General features: G+C 54.2%; 15 protein-coding genes and 1 pseudogene. 12 read left to right on the top strand and 4 right to left on the bottom strand.

Features of this window, described 5'->3' with window-relative positions; translation table 11 throughout:
* Nucleotides 1–76 precede the first annotated feature (76 nt).
* Both ACL2XO_RS17500 and ACL2XO_RS17505 read left to right on the top strand, forming a co-directional pair.
* Nucleotides 77–1,312 (top strand): hypothetical protein, encoded by a 1,236-nt coding sequence (locus ACL2XO_RS17500; protein ID WP_413741148.1) that lies wholly within the window; start codon nucleotides 77–79, stop codon nucleotides 1,310–1,312.
* 13 nt (nucleotides 1,313–1,325) lie between these two features.
* A complete protein-coding gene (locus ACL2XO_RS17505) occupies nucleotides 1,326–2,681 on the top strand; it encodes a peptidase (protein ID WP_413741149.1) in 1,356 nt (451 codons plus the stop codon).
* 2 nt (nucleotides 2,682–2,683) lie between these two features.
* Here the strand turns inward: ACL2XO_RS17505 and ACL2XO_RS17510 are convergent, their stop codons facing one another.
* Nucleotides 2,684–3,163, bottom strand: coding sequence for a PadR family transcriptional regulator (locus ACL2XO_RS17510; protein ID WP_165934086.1), 480 nt, complete (start codon nucleotides 3,161–3,163; stop codon nucleotides 2,684–2,686).
* A 655-nt stretch (nucleotides 3,164–3,818) separates the two neighbouring features.
* Between ACL2XO_RS17510 and ACL2XO_RS17515 the strand changes: the two genes are divergently transcribed.
* The 9 genes from ACL2XO_RS17515 (at nucleotide 3,819) to ACL2XO_RS17555 (ending at nucleotide 14,531) form a co-directional block, all read left to right on the top strand.
* The gene (locus ACL2XO_RS17515; protein WP_413741150.1) at nucleotides 3,819–4,952 is read left to right on the top strand and encodes an efflux RND transporter periplasmic adaptor subunit; all 1,134 of its coding nucleotides are present in this window, start codon (nucleotides 3,819–3,821) and stop codon (nucleotides 4,950–4,952) included.
* On the top strand, nucleotides 4,952–8,071 hold the full coding sequence (locus tag ACL2XO_RS17520) for an efflux RND transporter permease subunit (protein WP_413741151.1): 3,120 nt from the start codon (nucleotides 4,952–4,954) through the stop codon (nucleotides 8,069–8,071). The genes ACL2XO_RS17515 and ACL2XO_RS17520 overlap by 1 nt, the downstream gene beginning before the upstream one ends.
* A 6-nt stretch (nucleotides 8,072–8,077) precedes the next feature.
* A complete protein-coding gene (locus ACL2XO_RS17525) occupies nucleotides 8,078–9,448 on the top strand; it encodes an efflux transporter outer membrane subunit (protein WP_413743081.1) in 1,371 nt (456 codons plus the stop codon).
* A gap of 258 nt (nucleotides 9,449–9,706) precedes the next feature.
* Nucleotides 9,707–9,964, top strand: coding sequence for a 5'-nucleotidase (locus ACL2XO_RS17530; protein ID WP_413743082.1), 258 nt, complete (start codon nucleotides 9,707–9,709; stop codon nucleotides 9,962–9,964).
* On the top strand, nucleotides 9,921–10,283 hold the full coding sequence (locus tag ACL2XO_RS17535) for a 5'-nucleotidase (protein ID WP_413741152.1): 363 nt from the start codon (nucleotides 9,921–9,923) through the stop codon (nucleotides 10,281–10,283). Before ACL2XO_RS17530 ends, ACL2XO_RS17535 begins: the two co-directional genes overlap by 44 nt.
* A 378-nt stretch (nucleotides 10,284–10,661) precedes the next feature.
* Entirely contained in the window at nucleotides 10,662–12,224 is a 1,563-nt protein-coding gene (locus tag ACL2XO_RS17540) for a PTS sugar transporter subunit IIA (RefSeq protein WP_413741153.1), read from the top strand.
* A gap of 27 nt (nucleotides 12,225–12,251) precedes the next feature.
* A complete protein-coding gene (locus ACL2XO_RS17545) occupies nucleotides 12,252–13,271 on the top strand; it encodes a PTS fructose transporter subunit IIC (RefSeq protein WP_413741154.1) in 1,020 nt (339 codons plus the stop codon).
* Between the two features lie 19 nt (nucleotides 13,272–13,290).
* Nucleotides 13,291–14,145, top strand: coding sequence for a helix-turn-helix domain-containing protein (locus ACL2XO_RS17550; RefSeq protein WP_203523227.1), 855 nt, complete (start codon nucleotides 13,291–13,293; stop codon nucleotides 14,143–14,145).
* Entirely contained in the window at nucleotides 14,145–14,531 is a 387-nt protein-coding gene (locus ACL2XO_RS17555; protein ID WP_253073338.1) for a PTS fructose transporter subunit IIB, read from the top strand. Before ACL2XO_RS17550 ends, ACL2XO_RS17555 begins: the two co-directional genes overlap by 1 nt.
* Here the strand turns inward: ACL2XO_RS17555 and ACL2XO_RS17560 are convergent.
* From ACL2XO_RS17560 to ACL2XO_RS17570, 3 genes and pseudogenes are all read right to left on the bottom strand, one after another.
* Nucleotides 14,518–15,282, bottom strand: coding sequence for a phosphatase (locus ACL2XO_RS17560; RefSeq protein WP_413741155.1), 765 nt, complete (start codon nucleotides 15,280–15,282; stop codon nucleotides 14,518–14,520). The two genes, ACL2XO_RS17555 and ACL2XO_RS17560, sit on opposite strands and share 14 nt — an antisense overlap.
* 122 nt (nucleotides 15,283–15,404) lie before the next feature.
* Nucleotides 15,405–15,503, bottom strand: a pseudogene (locus ACL2XO_RS17565) (hypothetical protein); the annotation flags it as partial.
* 14 nt (nucleotides 15,504–15,517) lie between these two features.
* Nucleotides 15,518–15,643: a hypothetical protein gene (locus ACL2XO_RS17570; protein ID WP_413741156.1), complete on the bottom strand. Its 126-nt coding sequence runs from the start codon at nucleotides 15,641–15,643 to the stop codon at nucleotides 15,518–15,520.
* A gap of 406 nt (nucleotides 15,644–16,049) precedes the next feature.
* Here ACL2XO_RS17570 and ptsP point away from each other — a divergent pair, with 406 nt between their 5' ends.
* Nucleotides 16,050–18,560: a phosphoenolpyruvate--protein phosphotransferase gene (gene ptsP / locus ACL2XO_RS17575; RefSeq protein ID WP_413741157.1), complete on the top strand. Its 2,511-nt coding sequence runs from the start codon at nucleotides 16,050–16,052 to the stop codon at nucleotides 18,558–18,560.
* The last annotated feature ends 24 nt before the right edge of the window (nucleotides 18,561–18,584 follow it).

Consider the following 18,584-nt stretch of genomic DNA (forward strand, 5'->3'; position numbering starts at 1 on the left):
TATACTCTTGCCCCGTCTGGTATCAGGCCGTGCGGCGGATACACCTTCACTTAGCGCCGGCGCAGGGAAGGCTCAGGTGGCGTTCCCAGCCGGGCTTTTTCCCCTGGACGGTTTTGCCGGTGAACATGATCCCCTCTTCGGGCGTGTTCTGCTGCTGGATGACGGCAGGCAGCGCGTGGCAATCGTCGTCATCGACTTGACGTCGGTGTCGGATGAAATGATTACCGGCATGAAGACGATCCTCACCGATATCGCGGGCGTCCCGGCCGAAAATACCCTCATTTGCGCCAGCCATACCTTCTCTACCCCGCATCTGTTTTCCCCCGGCCATGCTCCCGCCGGCACGGATATGGCGCGCAACGATGCCATGTCGCGCGCTTTCGGCGCGGCAGTCAGAACGGCCGCAACACAGGCGGTCGCAGCCTTGCAACCGGCACATCTGGGTTATGGTTCCGGCACCAGCCGGGTCAATGTCAACCGGGACCTTCCCACGCCGGCCGGATGGTGGCTGGGAGCCAATGAGTCAGGCTTCGCGGATCCCTATCTCGGCGTGCTGCGTATCGACGATGTTGAGGGCAAGCCGCTGGCTATACTGATGAACTTCGCCGTCCAATCCTCGGTCATGGACGGCTCTCAGCGCGCGGCGGGCGGCAAGCTGATTTCCGCCGACCTCGCCGGATCGGCGGCACGCTATGTTGAAACGCATTATAGCGCCGATACGGTGGCGCTGTTTCTGGTCGGCGCGGCCGGCGACCAGGCGCCTTATTTTCAGGCGAACCGGCAGATCTTTAACCGGGATGGCAGCCTCGGCCAAAGCGACCTGCACGAGACGGGTTTCACGCTGGTGGATCTGCTTGGCGAACGGCTCGGAGCGGATATCGTGCAGGTCTGCGAAAATATATTGACTAAACCCTCAGGTCATCTCCGGATACAACGGGAGAAAATTGAAGTCACTTCGCAAGAATTTTCACCTGCCGACAAACCGGTGGGCCCCGTGACCGCTTTCGATTACCGGCTCGGAGCACAGGTCATGATCCCGGTCGTGCTGCTGCGCATCGGCGACATGACGCTGGTGGGTATCCAGCCCGAGCTTGCCGCCATTATCGGCGCACACATCCGGGCTAATTCGCCCTCTTCGCCCACGATAGTGGCGACGATGGTCGATGGCGCCGCCAAGTACCTGCCCGATGCGCAAAGCTATGACCGCTTCACCTACGAAGCGCGCAACTCCCCTTATGCCAAAGGCGCGGCTGAAACTGCCGCCGCCGCGATTGTCGGCAGCCTGAAACGAATGAACGCATCCTACAAATAAAGGAACATAAGACATGCCATCCCGTCGTGATTTTCTGATCGCCAGCGCAGGGGCACTGCTTGCCATCAGCGTACCCGCCTTCGCCCGCAACGGCGCCTCGTGCGCCAAAAGCGCCATAGCCGTCACGCAGGTGTTCGGCGACGGTATCCGCCTGACGGCGGTGGCCGTGGAATATGACGCGCCGGTAACCGATAAAAACCTGTCTGCCGCCAGTTTCCGTGTCGAAGGCCGGACCGTCACCGGGGCCTTCGTCAGCACCTCTGCCGACCCCGCCCTCCGGGCAAACTCGGGCCACTTTATTATTGTGACACTGTCACCAGAAGACAAAAACGCTGTTCTTGCCGAAAAAATAGCGCCGAAAAACGGCAGCCCGTTGTCGCCGATGGCTGGTGGAGGACCCGGCAAAGCCGGAGATATCCCCGTCTATGATACGGTTTACCGGCGAGCTGAAGCCGACATCGTTCAGTCCGGCCCGGTGACCAGGGTCGACGGCCATGCCATCTCCGCGAGCCCTCGGGCGCTGAAAACAACGCAGATCGAGAATCTCATTGTCGACGACTTCCAACAGCTGGAATTCAATGACCCGAAGACGGGGAAAATGCTGCGGTACAACCTGTTCGTGCCAAAGGATTATCGCGCGGGCACATCCTGGCCGCTGGTATTGTTTATGCATGATGCCGGCGCCACCAGTGACGTGACGCGCACCACTTTGTTCCAGGGTCTGGGGGCGGTGGTATGGGCGAGTCCGGAGGATCAGGCCAAGCGGCCCTGCTTCGTCCTGGCGCCGCAATATGCTGAAATCATCGCTGACGATGATGCCCATACCTCGGACATGCTCGATACCACCATTAACCTCATCAGCATGCTGGCCGGCAAATATAGCATTGACCGTAACCGGCTTTATACCACCGGTCAGTCGGGTGGCTGCATGATGTCTATCGCCATGGATATCAAGTATCCGGACTTTTTCGCCGCGTCCTTCCTGGTCGCAGGCCAGTGGGATGCCTCTCTGGTGCAACCTCTCGCGCGGCAGAAACTCTGGATCCTGGTTTCCCAGGACGATGACAAAGCCTGGCCCGGTCAAAACGCCATTACCGCCACGCTGGAAAAGAGCGGTGCAAAAATCAGCCGCGCCACATGGGACGGGACCTGGACGCCGGCAGAATATCGAACCGCCTTCGAGAAAGTGGACGCCGAAGGTTGTTTTATCAACTACGTGACCTTACGCAAAGGCACCGTCATTCCAGCCGGCCAATCATCGGCGGGAGCCGGCGGCCACCGGAACACCTGGCGCATTGCCTATACTATCGAACCCATCCGGGAATGGCTTTTCCGGCAGCGCCGGGTAGGTTCAAATTCGTTGAAGTAACGTCATATTTTGTCAATACTTGAAGCCGCATTCAATATTATCAGGCAAAATAATTCGATCTCTTCATCTGTTAATGACCTTTCACGTAATTTTTTCCGCAGGCTTATTTTGAGATTCTCCATAGCCAAATCTATTTTTTCAATTCTTTGCGTGCTGATGCCATGCATCATTTTTCGGAGCGTTAAAAGCGCGGCATTGAGTTCTTCTTCATGAGAGTCAAGGTATCCAATCCCTTCAGGCGAAGCCAGATATCTTTTTTTTCCACTCACTGTGTTTTCTGCCCTGACATACTTTTTATCTTCAAGAGCCGTCAGCAGCGGATAAATCACGCCAGAGCTCGGGATATAAGCTCCCATCGAGTAATCTTCAAAAGATTTTATCAACTCGTAGCCATGTTTGGGGTTGAGTTTGATCAAATATAAAACGAGCAATGCAAGCTGCTCACCGGTAAATTTTTTTGGCTGGCGCTCTGGCTTTAACATTCGCATTTACTGAACCCCTATATCGAGCGATGGCAAGTCCTCCCCCACAGCTAATTTCTAATTCTTTATCATTGTAAGAATAGTGCCTGGCCAAAGGGTACTGCAAAATTAAACAGATGGAAAGCGGTGGCAACCCCAATTAACGATGAATCCCAAGGCCTGGCTAACGTTAAAGACTCATTAATAAAAGGGACCAAGCACATCGCAATGATAATTTACGCTTTTCTTACACGACCTTTTCATACGAGGCACATTGCCATGATTTTTAAGTAGTTTTTTTAAAACAAAAAAATAATATATTAAAAAACAAATGGTTATGGAAAGCATTCATCAACCAAAAACATCTTCGCCTTAACAATCCCCTTTCATTTCACTGGGGACATTAATTGTTATTCATATAACATACTAATAAATAAGTGGTTTTAACCAAACGCACATCATCAAGACATATCTTGTGAAACAGTATAAGATACTCACATATTATATTACCCTTGCCATTAAAAGAAATATTTCCCGCTGGATAGCCGTACGGAAATTTTTAATTTCTCTCACTGTGGATAATATAAATATAATTTTCCGTTTTTATGAGACTTGATTTTATTCTCTTTATTATCAGTCTGTGCAATTCACTCCACAGGTATATCGGAAGATGTTTATGAAGGATTTTATTCTATGCCCGGCGTTATGTTTACTTGCCATACTGGGCTTGGCAAGCTGCGATAATTCCACAAAGCCAGCGGCTGTAACAATACCGGAAGTCGGCGTTGTTACGCTCAGAGCCGCGCAGGTCATGATAACCAGTAATCTTACCGGACGGACCACCGCGACGCTTTATGCTGATGTTCGCCCCCAAATCAGCGGCATTATTCAAAAGCGCCTGTTTCGCGAAGGCGATAATGTCCGTACAGGCCAACCGTTATTTAAAGTGGATGATTCGAGCTATAAAGCCACCTATGACCAGGCGTCAGCCAGCCTTGAAAGTGCCAAAGCGCAAGTGTTGACCGATTGCCTGAAGGCCCGCCGTTATGCCGGTTTAGTGAAGCTTCAGGGGATTTCACAGCAGGATGCGGATGATGCGCGGGCGGCCTGTGCGGTGGATAAAGCGGCCGTGGATGAAAAAGCCGCCGCGCTTGAAAGCGCAAGGGTCAATTTACAGTGGACGACTATCACGGCCCCCATCTCCGGCCGCATCGGTATTTCAGCCGTCACGCCGGGGGCCCTGGTGACCGCCGAGCAGGACACCGCCCTCGCAACCATTCGTTCCCTTGATGAAATGTATGTCGACTTGACGCAATCGAGTAAGCAACTCTTGGCATTGCGCAAACAGGCGCTGGCCGTCAACAGGGACAGTCTCAACGTCACGCTGACCCTTGAGGATGGCACGGTCTATCCCAGCAAAGGCCGGCTGGAACTGACGGAAGTGGCTGTAGATGAATCCACCGGATCAGTGACCATGCGCGCCGTCTTCCCCAATCCTGCACATCTCCTGTTGCCCGGCATGTTTGTTCACGCAAATGTTGAGAACGGTACGATCGCCGACGGCATTCTTGTGCCTCAGGCCGCCATCAGCCGCGATGTCAAGGGCAATGCCAGCGCACTGGTGGTTTCTGCCGATAGCAAAATCGAACAGCGCAGCGTGACGACCGGAGATGTCATTGATAATAAATGGCTGATTCTGGCCGGGATGAAATTGGGCGAGCGCGTGGTTGTGGAAGGCAGCGGCAAAGTGACCGCCGGTGAAACGGTGAAGGCCATCGAAGTGCAGTCCACAGATGGAGACGCCAACTGATGTTAGCTCGATTTTTTGTCCGTCGTCCGGTTTTTGCCTGGGTTATCGCCATCCTTATCACGATGGCAGGAATTATGGCCATCCGTACCCTTCCCGTCGCTCAATACCCTGACGTTGCCCCGCCTTCGGTGAAGATAACCGCCACCTACTCCGGCGCGTCGGCGGAAACGCTGGAAAATAGCGTCACGCAGGTTATTGAGCAGCAACTCACCGGGCTGGATAACCTGCTCTATTTCACCTCCACCAGCAGCTCTGACGGTGAGGTGGATATTACCGTGACGTTTGCGCAGGGTACCGATGCGGATACCGCCCAGGTGCAGGTGCAAAACCGTGTCCAGCAGGCAGAGTCACGTTTACCCAGCGAAGTGCAGACCGCCGGGCTAACCGTGACCAAATCCATGTCTAATTTTCTGTTGATCATGGCGCTGTATGACAAGACCGATAAAGCCGGCACCTCGGATGTGGCCGACTGGTTGGTGAGCAACCTGCAAGATCCCCTGGCGCGGGTAGAGGGAGTGGGGTCACTGCGCGTGTTCGGCGCCGAATACGCCATGCGCATCTGGCTGAACCCCACCCGGCTGGCGGCCTATGATTTGATGCCGTCCGATGTGGAAACGGCCATTGAGGCGCAGAACGTGCAGGTGGCCGCCGGCAAGATCGGCGATCAGCCCTCGCCGGACGGCCAGCAACTGACCGCGACAGTCAGGGCGCAATCACGTCTGCAGACCCCGGAACAGTTCCGTCAGATTATTGTAAAAAGCGAGTCCGACGGCTCGGTGGTCCATATCAGCGACGTGGCGCGTGTGGAAATGGGCAGTGAGGACTATACATCCAGCTCAATGCTTAACAATCATCCCGCCGCCGGCGTGGCGGTTATGATGGCCCCGGGGGCGAATGCGCTTGACACCGCCGAACGGGTCAAGGCCAAGGTAGAAGAGTACCGCGGCGGCATGCCGGCAGGATACGACGTAGCCTATGCCAAGGACAGCACGGCCTTCATCAAGCTTTCTGTCGAAGACGTTATACTTACCCTCATTATCGCCATCGCACTTGTCGTGGCGATAATGTATCTCTTTTTGCAAAACATACGCGCCACCTTAATCCCTGCCCTCGCCGTGCCGGTCGTCCTGCTGGGTACGTTTGGCGTTCTGACGCTGTTCGGCTATTCAATTAACACGCTGACGCTGTTCGCGATGGTGCTGGCCATCGGACTTCTGGTGGATGATGCCATCGTGGTGGTGGAAAATGTCGAGCGCATCATGCGCGATGAGCATCTCGACGCCAGGCTGGCGACTGAAAAATCCATGGGGGAAATATCCGGCGCACTGGTGGCCATTGCCTTGGTGTTAATCGCGGTGTTCCTCCCTATGAGCTTTTTTGGCGGCTCTACCGGGGTGATATACCGTCAATTCTCCGTCACCATCATTTCAGCCATGACGTTATCCGTTATTGTCGCCCTGACGCTGACGCCGGCGCTTTGCGGCCAGTTTCTTAAGCACTCCCCTCCCCGCCAACATGGTTTCTTCGGCTATTTCAACCGTTTCTACAGCCGCACTGAAAAGGGTTATAGCGGCCGCGTGCATTGGGCATTGCGCCGTCCCGTCATCATGGTGTGCTTCTTTATCCTCCTTGCGGGCCTCACCGCGTTACTGATGCGGCACCTTCCTACCAGCTTTCTCCCCAGCGAAGACCAGGGGGAAGTGATGGTTCAGTTCACCCTTCCGGCCGGCGCCAGCGCAAACCGCACCAACCAGATCCGGGACCAGATCACTCATTGGTTTCTGACCGAGGAAAAGGCCAATACCAGCGTCATTTTTGCCCAAACGGGCTTCAATTTCAGCGGTAGCGGGCAGAATGCGGGTATGGCTTTCGTCTCATTGCAACCCTGGTCTACTCGTTCCGGTAGCGATAACACCGCCAGCGCCATTGCGTTAAAAGCGACAAAAGCCTTGTCAGCCATACGGGATGCCCAGGTGGTTGTCTCTACGCCTCCCCCCGTTGACGGTATGGGGCAGACCAACGGCTTTACCTTGGAGTTGCTGGCCAGCGGCGCCACGGATCGCACTAAGCTTCTGGCGCTGCGTAATGCGTTGCTGAAAAAAGCGCAGGCGGACCCGCAGCTGATGTCGGTACGGGCCAATGACCTGCCGCAGACGCCCCAGCTGCAGATCGATATCGACAATAACCGGGCCGTTGCGCTGGGTTTGTCCGTTGCCAATGTGACGGATACCCTCAGCAGCGCGTGGGGGGGAACCTATGTGGATGATTTTATCGATCGCGGCCGGGTGAAAAAAGTCTACATCATGGGGGATGCCCCATTCAGGGCGCAGCCTGACGACCTTAGCAAATGGTTCGTCCGCGGCGCGGATGCCAGCGGTAACACGACGATGACGCCATTTTCCGCCTTCGCCGGCAGCAGTTGGACCCAGGGCCCCGATACGCTAATGCGCTATAACGGTGCGGCCGCCTATGAAATTACCGGCGACAGCGCGCCCGGCTACAGCTCCGGTAGTTCGATGGCCAGCATGGAAACATATGCTGCCGCCCTTCCAGCGGGATCGACCTGGTCGTGGAGCGGCCTGTCGCTGCAGGAGGAAATGGCGGGCGGCCAGGGAACGATGCTGTACGGCGTTTCCATACTGGTGGTTTTTCTCTGCCTTGCCGCGCTTTATGAAAGCTGGTCCGTGCCGTTTTCCGTGGTGCTGATCATTCCCCTGGGCATTTTTGGCGCCGCGCTGGCGGCCGCGCTGCGCGGCTTGAGTAACGATGTCTATTTTCAGGTCGCCTTGCTGACCATCATAGGTCTGTCGTCGAAAAACGCCATCCTGATAGTCGCGTTCGCCGAGCGGGCGGTTCAGCAAGGCGTGCCCGCCGCGAAGGCGGTGTTTTGCGCCGCGCGCGTTCGTCTGCGCCCCATATTGATGACATCCATCGCGTTTATTGCCGGCGTACTGCCGCTGGCGCTGGCAACCGGCGCCGGAGCTAACAGCCGTATCGCCATTGGCACGGGCATCATCGGCGGCACCCTGACGGCTACCTTGCTGGCAATCTTTTTTGTCCCGCCCTTTTTTGTGTTGATCAACCGCCATTTTGTCCGTCGCCATGCCGACAAGGAGTAAGTCATGATGTATAGAATGGGTATGATGATATTCCCTCTGCTGCTGAGCGGCTGCCTCTCTTTAGATCCGGCCTACCAGAGACCGGCCGCGCCGGTGCCCACCACATGGCCCGCAAGCACGTCCAGCGCGGCCGGCGTCCCTGAACTGGTTGGCTGGCAGCAGGCCATCGATAATGAGCGTCTTAGAGATGTGGTGGAACGTGCGCTTAAAAGCAACCGCGACCTGCGCAAAGCCATTGCCGATATCGAAGCGGCCCGCGCGCAGTATGGCGAAGAGCGGGCCACGCTATTCCCCACGCTTAATGCCGGACTGGACAGTACGCACAGCCGCACGCTGGATTCAGGCGTAAGCGGCACCGCGGAGGCCCAGGGAAGCATCAGCAGTTTTGAGCTCGATCTGTTCGGCCGCAACCGCAGCCTGGCCAGGGGGTACAAGGAACTCTGGCTTGCCAGTGAAGAGACGACAAGCAGTACCCGGCTCACGCTGATAGCCGAAACCACCACCGCCTGGTTGACCCTCGCGGCGGACAAAAGCAACCTGCAGTTGACCCGCGAAACCATGAGAAGCGCGGCTGACACGCTTCGCATCACTCAGGCAAGGCTGAGTGCCGGTGTCGCCGCGGCCACCGACGTCAGCGAGGCAATGACGATTTATCAATCCGCCCGTGCCAGCGAGGCGAGCTATCGCACGCTCGTCCTGCAGGATATTAATGCGCTGGATCTCCTTGTCGGGGATGCCCTGCCTGACGAGCTCCTGCCGGATGCGCTCGATACGCTTCCCGAGCAGACCGTCAGGCTGGTTCCGGCGGGCCTGTCTTCAGCGGTTTTGCTCAGGCGGCCTGACGTACTTGAGGCGGAACATAATCTGAAAAGCGTCAATGCCAGTATCGGTGCGGCACGAGCCAGTTTTTTCCCTTCGCTGACGCTGACCGCCAGCGCAGGTACGGCAAGCAGTTCGCTGTCAAACTTGTTCAGCGGCGGGTCAAAAGTATGGTCGTTTGCCCCCTCCCTGACCTTGCCGCTATTTACCGGCGGCAGCAATCTCGCCGCGCTTCACTACGCCCAAGCGGAGAAAAAGGGCTATATAGCGACGTATGAAAAAACCATTCAAACCGCTTTTTCCGAGGTTGCCGATGCGCTGGCGCGCAGGGCCACCCTTAATGATCAACTTGATGCCCAGCGGGAATATGTGGCGGCGGCCCAGCGTAGCCAGGTGCTTGCCCTAAATAGTTACAAGTCAGGCGTAGGTGATTATCTTTCGGTTCTCACTGCCCAGAGGACGCTTTGGACTGCGCAATTGGAGTGGATAGCCCTTAAACAGACAGATTTCAACAATCGTATTACGTTATGGCAGGCCCTGGGAGGGGGCATCGGTTGATAAGCCGCCACCTCCGCGCCGGACCACGCGTCCTCCAGCACATAAAACGGTGGGCATTGCCGGGACAGGGTCTGTGCAAAAGGTCTGTTTTGGCTATACAGGCTGACCTGGATGCAGGCCGCCTGGTGGAAGTCCCGGGGAGCGGGCTATGAAACAGTAATTTAATCAATTCATTATAGCATGGATCAGGTTTAGTCAGAGGAGCCAAAATTCCAGAAAAGCCCGCTTCAGTTTTCTGAAGCGGGCTTTTTACATTCTATTAAGGCAGGATTCCCAGCGGGGCAAGTATTAAATTCAAGAATAGTCGACGATGAAACGGATACATCTCTTAGAATCGCCTTCGATTTTGACGGCGTTCTGGCCGATGACGCCTCTGAGTCTGTCATGCAAACCTCCGGGCTCGGTGAATTCCATGCTAATGAAGTAAAGAACGTTATGCAGCCTCATAATCCCGGACCACTCAAAGAATTCCTTGTCAGGATGTCAAAAAATCCAATCCGAGGAAGAAAAATATAAGATAAAACACCCCGGTTATGAGAATCGGCTGAGAATTTCAATAGTGACGGCCAGGAACGCGCCGTCCCATGAAAGAGCATTAACGACATTAAAAAGCTGGGGCGTTATGGCAAATGACGCATTCTTTCTTGGTGGTATTGAAAAGGGTAAAGTATTAAAGATTCTTAAACCACATATCTTTTTTGATGATCAATCTCGGCATTTGCTGGGCACGAGCGCTGTTGTACCCTCCGTCCATATTCCTTTTGGAATAATCAATAATCCATCAAGCAAAATTGTCGATCCTCCAGCAGCACCGCAGGCGAACGATTCCAGGTAGGCGGAATACAGCGCATAAACGCACATCTGACGCTTATCACCTGGAGTGCCGGCAAGGACAACATTCCTCAACGCGCATAATTTGGACTGATTATCAGTTCGTTATAGTCGGGGAATTTCCTTAGGGATAAATCCACACCGTTGGCTTCAGGATATGAAGAGGCGTCAGTCAAGACGTGACGGCTTATTCCACGCTATCCATTCATTAGCTTATTTATAAATATGACAACTGTCACAAACTCCGAAACAGGTAACAATTTTCTAGTAAATAGCACGTTTTTACCATGTCGGCCCCCACGCGAACAGTTAAAGATAGGGTGCATAAGACGTTTGCGCGAGTACCAACTGATGGCCAAAGCGTGCAATCCCGGGGGTTTGAATGGCGCTGGAAATTACCTATCAATGCGAACTGAGCGAAGGAATCCATGCCAGGCCTGCCGGGCATATCGCTCGTCTTTGCAATGGTTTTCATGCCGACATTATCTGGCATAACACGCGTACCGTGCTGGATGGGAACGCCAAAAGCTCCCTCGCGTTGGTGTCTACCGATACCTTGCTCTATGATGAATGCCGGATTACGCTTTGCGGTTGTGATGAAAAAGCCGCTGCGGCAGAGCTTATCGCTTTGCTCAGGAATCTGACGACCTTCGCTGCTGAACAGGTATCTAAGCCGGTGCGGGGCGCAAGTTATCTGCCCCGTTGTTTGCGCGAGCTGCAGCCGACGTATCTGCGGGGAACCGCCATTAGCGCCGGAATCACCATCGCCAGGCCCGTTATCCTGCAGGGCGTCACCTTTTCCGAGTTGCTGGCGCGCAGTCCCGCGGCCCCGGTGACCCCGGAAGGTGAAAAGCGGCGCCTGACGCAGGGGCTGGAAAACCTGCGCCGCGCCAAAACGCGTGCGCTGACGCAAGCCGAAGGCATTGAGTACAACCTGCTTGAAGCCCATTTATCATTAATTACCGATAGAGCTTTTCTGGAAAGCATCATCAGTTACCTTGATGAGCATATGAATGCCTGGTCGGCCATCGTCAAAGTGGCCATTGATTTTAGCGCCGTACTCGAACGTTCATCCAGCCAATACATCCAAGAACGAACCCTGGATGTTCTCGACATCGCGACGCAGATTCTTGCCCAGCTTTATGGCGAACAATCACTGATGCAAAACGCGCTGGTGTTGGACGGACCGGCAATAGTTTTTGCCAGTACGCTGACGCCAAGCCAGTTTCTGGCTATCGACAAAACGCATCTCGCGGGTCTGGTGCTGTCATCAACCGGAAAAACGTCGCACACGGCGATCCTTGCACGCTCACTCAACATTCCCACCCTTGCCGATATCGATATCGCCACTCTCAATATTTTGTCGCAGCAGGAGGTTGTGCTCGACGCAGAAGCGGGAATTCTGATTACCAAGACCAATGAATCGATTCTTCGCTATTACCGCAATGAAATGGCTGTGCAGCGGCAAAAGACACTGGCGGTAGCCCTGCCCGACACCAGCAAACCCCTGCTGGTGCCGGAGGCAATTCTGTGGGGTCTGGACGCGGCGGATAAAAACGAAGCGATCAAAATGATGGTGGACAACCTCTGGCTGCAGCAACGCACCGATTGCCGGGATAAGCTGTGTGAAGATATCTGGGCCAGGGAAGTGCCCTTTCCCACCGTTGTCGGCTCCGGCTTCGCAATCCCGCATGCCAGGAGCGAGGCGATCCTGCACTCCTCCATCAGTATCGCCAGGCTCAGACAGCCGATCGCCTGGGGCGGCGTACAGGTGGATACGGTATTTATGCTCGCTATCCGCCAGGCCGCCGCGGAAAACGAACACATGAAATATTTTTCCACCCTCGCACGGATGCTGATGAATGAAGAGTTTGTCCAAAAGACCAAAGCCGCGCAGACGCCCATGGCACTTTACAACCTGATATTCAGTACATTATCACCCTAAATAGCCGAATCATGATTTGAGGCTGGTATGTTAAAACTATTAAAAAATACTAAAAGACATTTTATGACCGGGGTATCCTACATGATCCCGTTTGTGGTGGCCGGCGGTGTCCTGCTGGCACTGGCGGTGATGTTCAACGGTCAGGCGGCCATTCCCGATCATGGTTTTCTCAAGGCGATGTCGCAAATCGGCATCGCCGGATTGACGCTGTTTATTCCGATTCTCGCAGGCTTTATTGCCTATTCGATGGTGGATAGACCCGGCATCGCACCGGGCGCCATTGGCGGATTAATGGCTTACCAGATGGGGGCCGGATTCTTAGGCGGGATGCTGGCCGGGATTATCGCCGGGCTGATTGTCTGGTCACTGTTGAATATCATTGCCCGCTTAAAAATCCCCCATTTTCTCAGAATGGTTCTGCCGATTTTTATTATTCCGCTGCTCGGCACTTTCCTCACCGGGATGGCGATTTACTACATCATCGGCGATCCTATTGCCGGATTGATGAAATGGCTCAGCGCCTGGCTTGCCAATATGCAGGGGACCTCTTTTATCATTCTCGGCAGCGTATTGGGCTGTATGATCGCCGTCGATATGGGCGGCCCGATGAATAAAACCGCCTTCTTCTTCGCTGTCGCCCTAATCTCCACCAACCCGCAATTAATGGCCGCTGTGGCCGTCGCTGATTGCACCCCGCCGCTTGGGCTGGCGCTGGCCACCTTCTTATTTAAAGGGATCTTTAACGATGTGGAACGGGAGGCGGGCAAACCGGCGGTGATTATGGGTTTTATGGGCATTACCGAAGGCGCCATCCCCTTTGCCGCCGCCGACCCGGTACGGGTGATCCCGGCGATTATGCTGGGCAGCGCGGTCGCGGCAGTGCTGTCGCTCTGGTTCGGCGCCACCAACGCAGCCCCTTGGGGCGGGCTTATCGTTCTGCCGGTGGTCAGCAATCATTTCGGTTACATCATTGCCGTTATCGCCGGAACGCTCACCACCGCCGTGGCCGTTAAAGTGCTGAAAACCGTCGTCAAACCCAAAGAATAGCAACCGGGGCAGAGAGAAGATGGCCGCATTTATTCAGTCGATTTTGAGCGAATTCAGCACACAGTGCGCCAGCGCGGAGAGTGTTCTGGTCGCCAATGGCAACGCGCCGGCTCCGGCAATGGCTTACCATCTGCACGTACCGCGCATCGAGCTGACGGTGAAAGGGATCATGAGCATGCTTATCCCCAAAGGGGCCGATCGGGTAGTCAAATATGTGCGTCCGGTGGGCACCATCACCTACATTCCGGCCAACAGCTGGAACTCGCCCCAGTGGGAAAGCCCGGTGATCTGCATGTCGATTGTTTTCTGGAAGCAGGATGTCGGTTTCAGTATCAGCAACTGGGATGGCAGCCAGTTTAAAGAGGTGGAGAAGTTCAATCTGCAGAATTCCAGCAGTGCCGTGCGTGATCACCTGCTTGAAATGGCAGAGTCACTGGCGTGGGGGCAGAACACCACCGGCGAAACCTTTTCCCATATCATCTACGCCCTGCTCAACGACCTGCTGTACCAGATGACTGAGGGAATGGACAACCCCAAAGGGCCGTTCTCTTTGTTTGATGAAATCAAAAACCATATCGATAGCCACTATCACACCGACATCAGCCGGGAGAGCGTCGCGGAAGCCTTTAATATCTCACCCGGCTACCTGTCGCGGCTTTTCTCCCGCGAGTCAGACATGAAGTTTAATGAGTATCTGAGGTTAGCCCGGATCTCACGCTCGAAAACGCTGCTCACCAACACCAATATGAAAATCAATGAGGTCTCATGGAGGTGTGGTTTCACTGATACCAACTATTTCTGCAAGGTGTTCCGGGATATCAATGACTGTACGCCGCTTGAGTACCGACGTAAGAACAAGGGAGCAAATGTATAATGATCCGTGCAGCAAAAGATGAAGTGCACCCCTTCTCCAGCGATCGCAACCTGCATATCGTGGCGGTGACCGCCTGCGCCACCGGCGTGGCGCATACCTATATGGCCGCCGAACAGCTGGAAAAACTGGCGAAAGCCTATCGTTTCTCCATCAAAATCGAGACCCAGGGCGTGCTGGGGCTGAAAAATCCTATTACCGAGAGAGACATACTCTGCTCGGAGCTGGTTATCATCGCCTCCGATATCGCCATCGATAACCCCGGGCGCTTTGACGGCTGCCGCCTTCTGAATGTATGCATTAACTCTTTGTTGCTTAAACCTTCCGAGGTCATCTCCGCTATCCGCAAGTCGCTGAATCTACCCAGGGGAAACATCATCGACCTGTAGCCTGACCATATCCTGTTAGTAAGGTATAAATCTCGGTAATTCTCGCGCCGCCGCGCTGTTCAAGGAATTCCAGAACGCGCAGCGGCGACGCATTTAGGATTTGCGCTTCAGGGAAGTCGGCTTCATGCAGAAGATGCAGACAGCCACTGAAGTCCCCCACTGAAAACGCACTGTGCGAATCGGTTCCCAGGGCGATCATCCCGCCGCTATCCCGCATGGCAGCCACGATTTTCCGGCAATTCGCTTCGCTACCCTTCCTGGAGTGCACAAATGAGGCGTTGTTCACCTCCAGCGCAACATCGCAGGCTTTAGCCGCCGCCGCCACCGCCGGGATATCAATGGGATATTCGGGATTCCCCGGGTGGCTGATGATATGCACCTTCCCGCTGGAGATCACCGCGATCAGCGCATCGGTATTGGTGACCGTATCGGCAGGCGCGAAAACCTGCTTGTGGAACCCGGCGATGATTAAATCCAGCGAGTCGCGCATTTTGTCGCTGCAATCGGTAGAACCGTTGGTTTTGATGTTGGCCTCAATGCCGCGCAAAATCCCCACCCCATCAACCACACGCGGCAAAACACGCAGGTTGGTAAAATGAAACGCATGGGGTGCATCCACCATTTCCGGGCCGTGATCGGTAATTGCGATAAGCTTGAGGCCGTTACGCACGGCGGCGGCAATATAATCATGAACGGTGCTATAGGCGTGGGTGCTGGCCAGGGTATGCATATGAAGATCGACATTGTACATCGTAACTCCTTTCCATTGTGCCAAGGCCCCTATCACAGGAGACGCTGTATTTGCCGCAGCAGTGCTTTAGCCTGATGCGCCACCGCTTCAGATCTGATACCAAACGCCGCGTAGCGCTGTTCCATCCTCATCGGCGCACCCGGATGACCGGATTTTGCCTGCTGCACCGCATCAATACTGATAAAGCGAATCGCAGCCGCCAGGGTCTTTGCTGATAACAATTCAAACCCCACCGTTACAGCCTGAGCAGAAAATCGCCACCGCGCGTAGGGCTGACGTCGAGGCCGAGGTAATTGCTGATGGTGGCGAAGGTAGCGATATCGTGCGCCGTTGATTGCGGGGTGACGACCTCCACCACCACACTGCCCGCGTTTCCGGCCGACAGCAGGCCCGCGCGGGAGTCTTCAAAGGCGATACAGCATGAAGCCGGTACGTTAAGCCTTTCGGCGCCACGTAAAAAAGGAGCCGGATCAGATTCCCACCATCTGACTAATAAAAAAAGATATCTATTTTTTATCCCATCAGCCGGTAAACAATATATAGAAATAAAAAGGCATTCATAGCAATCAAATTACCCATCTACGGCAATGATTTACTCTGTGCACGTCATCACATAATTATAATCAGGCGGTTTTTTTCGAGTAAAGGTCACTTTTTTTATATTTAAAAAGCAGTGCGGACGGCAAAGACTATTAATCATGAAATACAGGGGATGACGCCTGTTTATAAAATTACTGAGCTTTCGTATAAAGATTTTGGGAGTCGTTATGTCAGAAGTAATAATTTATCAATGTGAGCTTAAGGATGGCATTCATGCCAGACCCGCGGGACATATCGAGCGTCTGTGTAATTCTTTCCTGGCCGATGTGCGCTGGAAAAATATCCGCACCGGCCTCGAAGGCAGTGCAAAAAGCGCCCTGTCTATTGTTGCCACTGACACATTATTAAATGATGACTGTGAGATTACCCTCAGCGGTGAAGATGCGCGCGCTGCAGCAAAATTGCTTGCGGCACTGCTAAGGCAGTTGCCTGCTTTTGAAACCGCGGAGGAAGCGGAGCCCGCCGCGCAGACGGGCTATCTGCCACGTTCATTGCGTGAAACACATTTGAAGTTTATTCAGGGCACCCGCATCAGCGCCGGCGTCGCGATTGCTAAACCCGTATTGGTACAAAGCCTGACTTTTGCCGAGCTGCTGGCGCGCAATCCAGCGACAGCTCCCCCTGATGCCCATGAGAAAATCGTCGTCATTGAGGGGATTGAAGCGCTGAAACACGAAAAGCAGGTGGCGCTGGAGAGTAAAAACGGGGTTGAACACGATATTATTCAGGCGCATCTATCGATTATCTCCGATGCGGTTTTCCTGAGCGCCATCACCGGTTTTATCGATAAAGGTAAAAATAGCTGGGAAGCCATTATCCTGGCAGCAATGCATTTTTGTGATACTCTCAGCCGCTCATCCAGTAAATATATTAAAGAACGAACCCTGGATGTGTTTGATATTACCGCACAGTTATTAACGAATATCTACGGCACTGACACACTGCCGCAAAATAGTCTTGCTTTGCAGGAACCCGCAATAATTCTGGCCGACAATTTGACGCCCAGCAAATTTCTCGGCATCGACAAAAGTTTGCTGGCGGGCATGGTGCTGTTGTCCACCGGTAAAACATCGCACACCGCGATCCTTGCGCGTTCGCTCGGCATCCCGGCGTTAAACGATATCGATTTTTCCGCGCTGCACCTTGATCCGCAGCAGGAGATCATTATCGACGGAAATCCCGGAATTCTGATCAGCGCACCGGATGAAAAAGTACTGCGCTACTATCGCAATGAAATGGCGGTGCAGCGGAACATGCAGCAACAGATGCTGGCCAACGCCACCCTGCCGGCCGCCACTGCTGACGGGTATCGCATTGAGATCGCCGCGAACATCGCCAGCCTGGCGGAAGCCGAATCCGCGTTCGGCAACGGTGCTGAGGGCATCGGCCTGTTTCGTACGGAAATCTCGTTTATGGACCGGGAAACATCGCCGGATTATGCCGAGCTGGCCGATCTTTATACCCGGGTGATTAAGCTTGCCGACCACAAATCGGTTATCTTCCGCACCTTTGATATCGGCGGGGATAAACCGGTCAATTATCTCAGTATCGGCGAGGAGGCGAACCCGTTCCTGGGCTTTCGCGCAGTTCGCACCTATCCGCATTATCGGGAGCTGTTCGCCATGCAACTGAAGGCAATTCTCACCGCCTCTGCGCACGGCAACGCCAAAATCATGATCCCGATGATTGCCAACGTCGACGAAGTCATCTGGTGTCGCGATGCGCTGGAATCCGTCAAAGGGGAAATGCGCAACGCGGGACTGACGTTCAACGATAGCATTGAATTAGGTGTCATGCTGGAAGTCCCTTCCGTGATCTTCGCTATCCAGGAAATTGCCGACTATGCCGACTTCTTTAGCATCGGCAGCAACGACCTGACGCAGTACTTTTTTGCCGCCGACCGTGGTAATACCCGGGTGGCTGGCGTTTACGACAATTATTCCCCCGCCTTCCTGCGCGCCATGCGGTTCGCCGTCGACGAGGTACACCGCGCGGGAAAATGGATTGGCATCTGTGGGGAACTGGGTGCCAGCAAAGATTTTCTGCCACTGTTTACCGGCATGGGCTTTGATGAACTCAGCATGAGCGGTACCGCTATTCCAGAGGTAAAACACGCTCTGCGGGAGCTGAATTTCGACAAATGCCGGCGGCTGGCCGAGGAAATCGTCACCCTCCGGCGTTCTGATGAAGTGAAAAGCGCTCTGCGCGCCCCTGGCGTCAAAACAAAGAGTACAAGACCGCTTCTCGCACCGGAGTTTATCCTTAGCTGTCTGGCGGCCAGCGATAAAAATGAAATCATCAAGATGATGACCGATAACCTCTGGCTACATCACCGGACCGATAACCGGGATCGGCTCTGCGATGATATCTGGACCCGGGAAGACGCCTTCTCGACCGCCGTGGGATATGGTTTTGCCATCCCCCATACCAAATCCGACCATATCCTCTATTCCACTATCAGTATGGCGACGTTGGATAAACCGGTTATGTGGGGCGACCAGCAGGTTGAAACCGTATTTTTGCTCACGGTGAGTAAATCCGCCGAACCCAATGAACATATGAAATATTTCTCCACCCTTGCCAGAAAGCTCATGAAAGAGGAATTCCGTCATGAAATAAAACATGCCGAAAACGCCACGGTACTCTACAACCTGATGGCCAGAACCTTAGAGATATAAATCCAGGTCATTTTTAAAATAAGC

Origin of the sequence: Sodalis sp. RH15, from assembly GCF_047324255.1 — a bacterium.
In the GTDB taxonomy this organism is placed as follows: Bacteria; Pseudomonadota; Gammaproteobacteria; order Enterobacterales; family Enterobacteriaceae; genus Acerihabitans; species Acerihabitans ligni.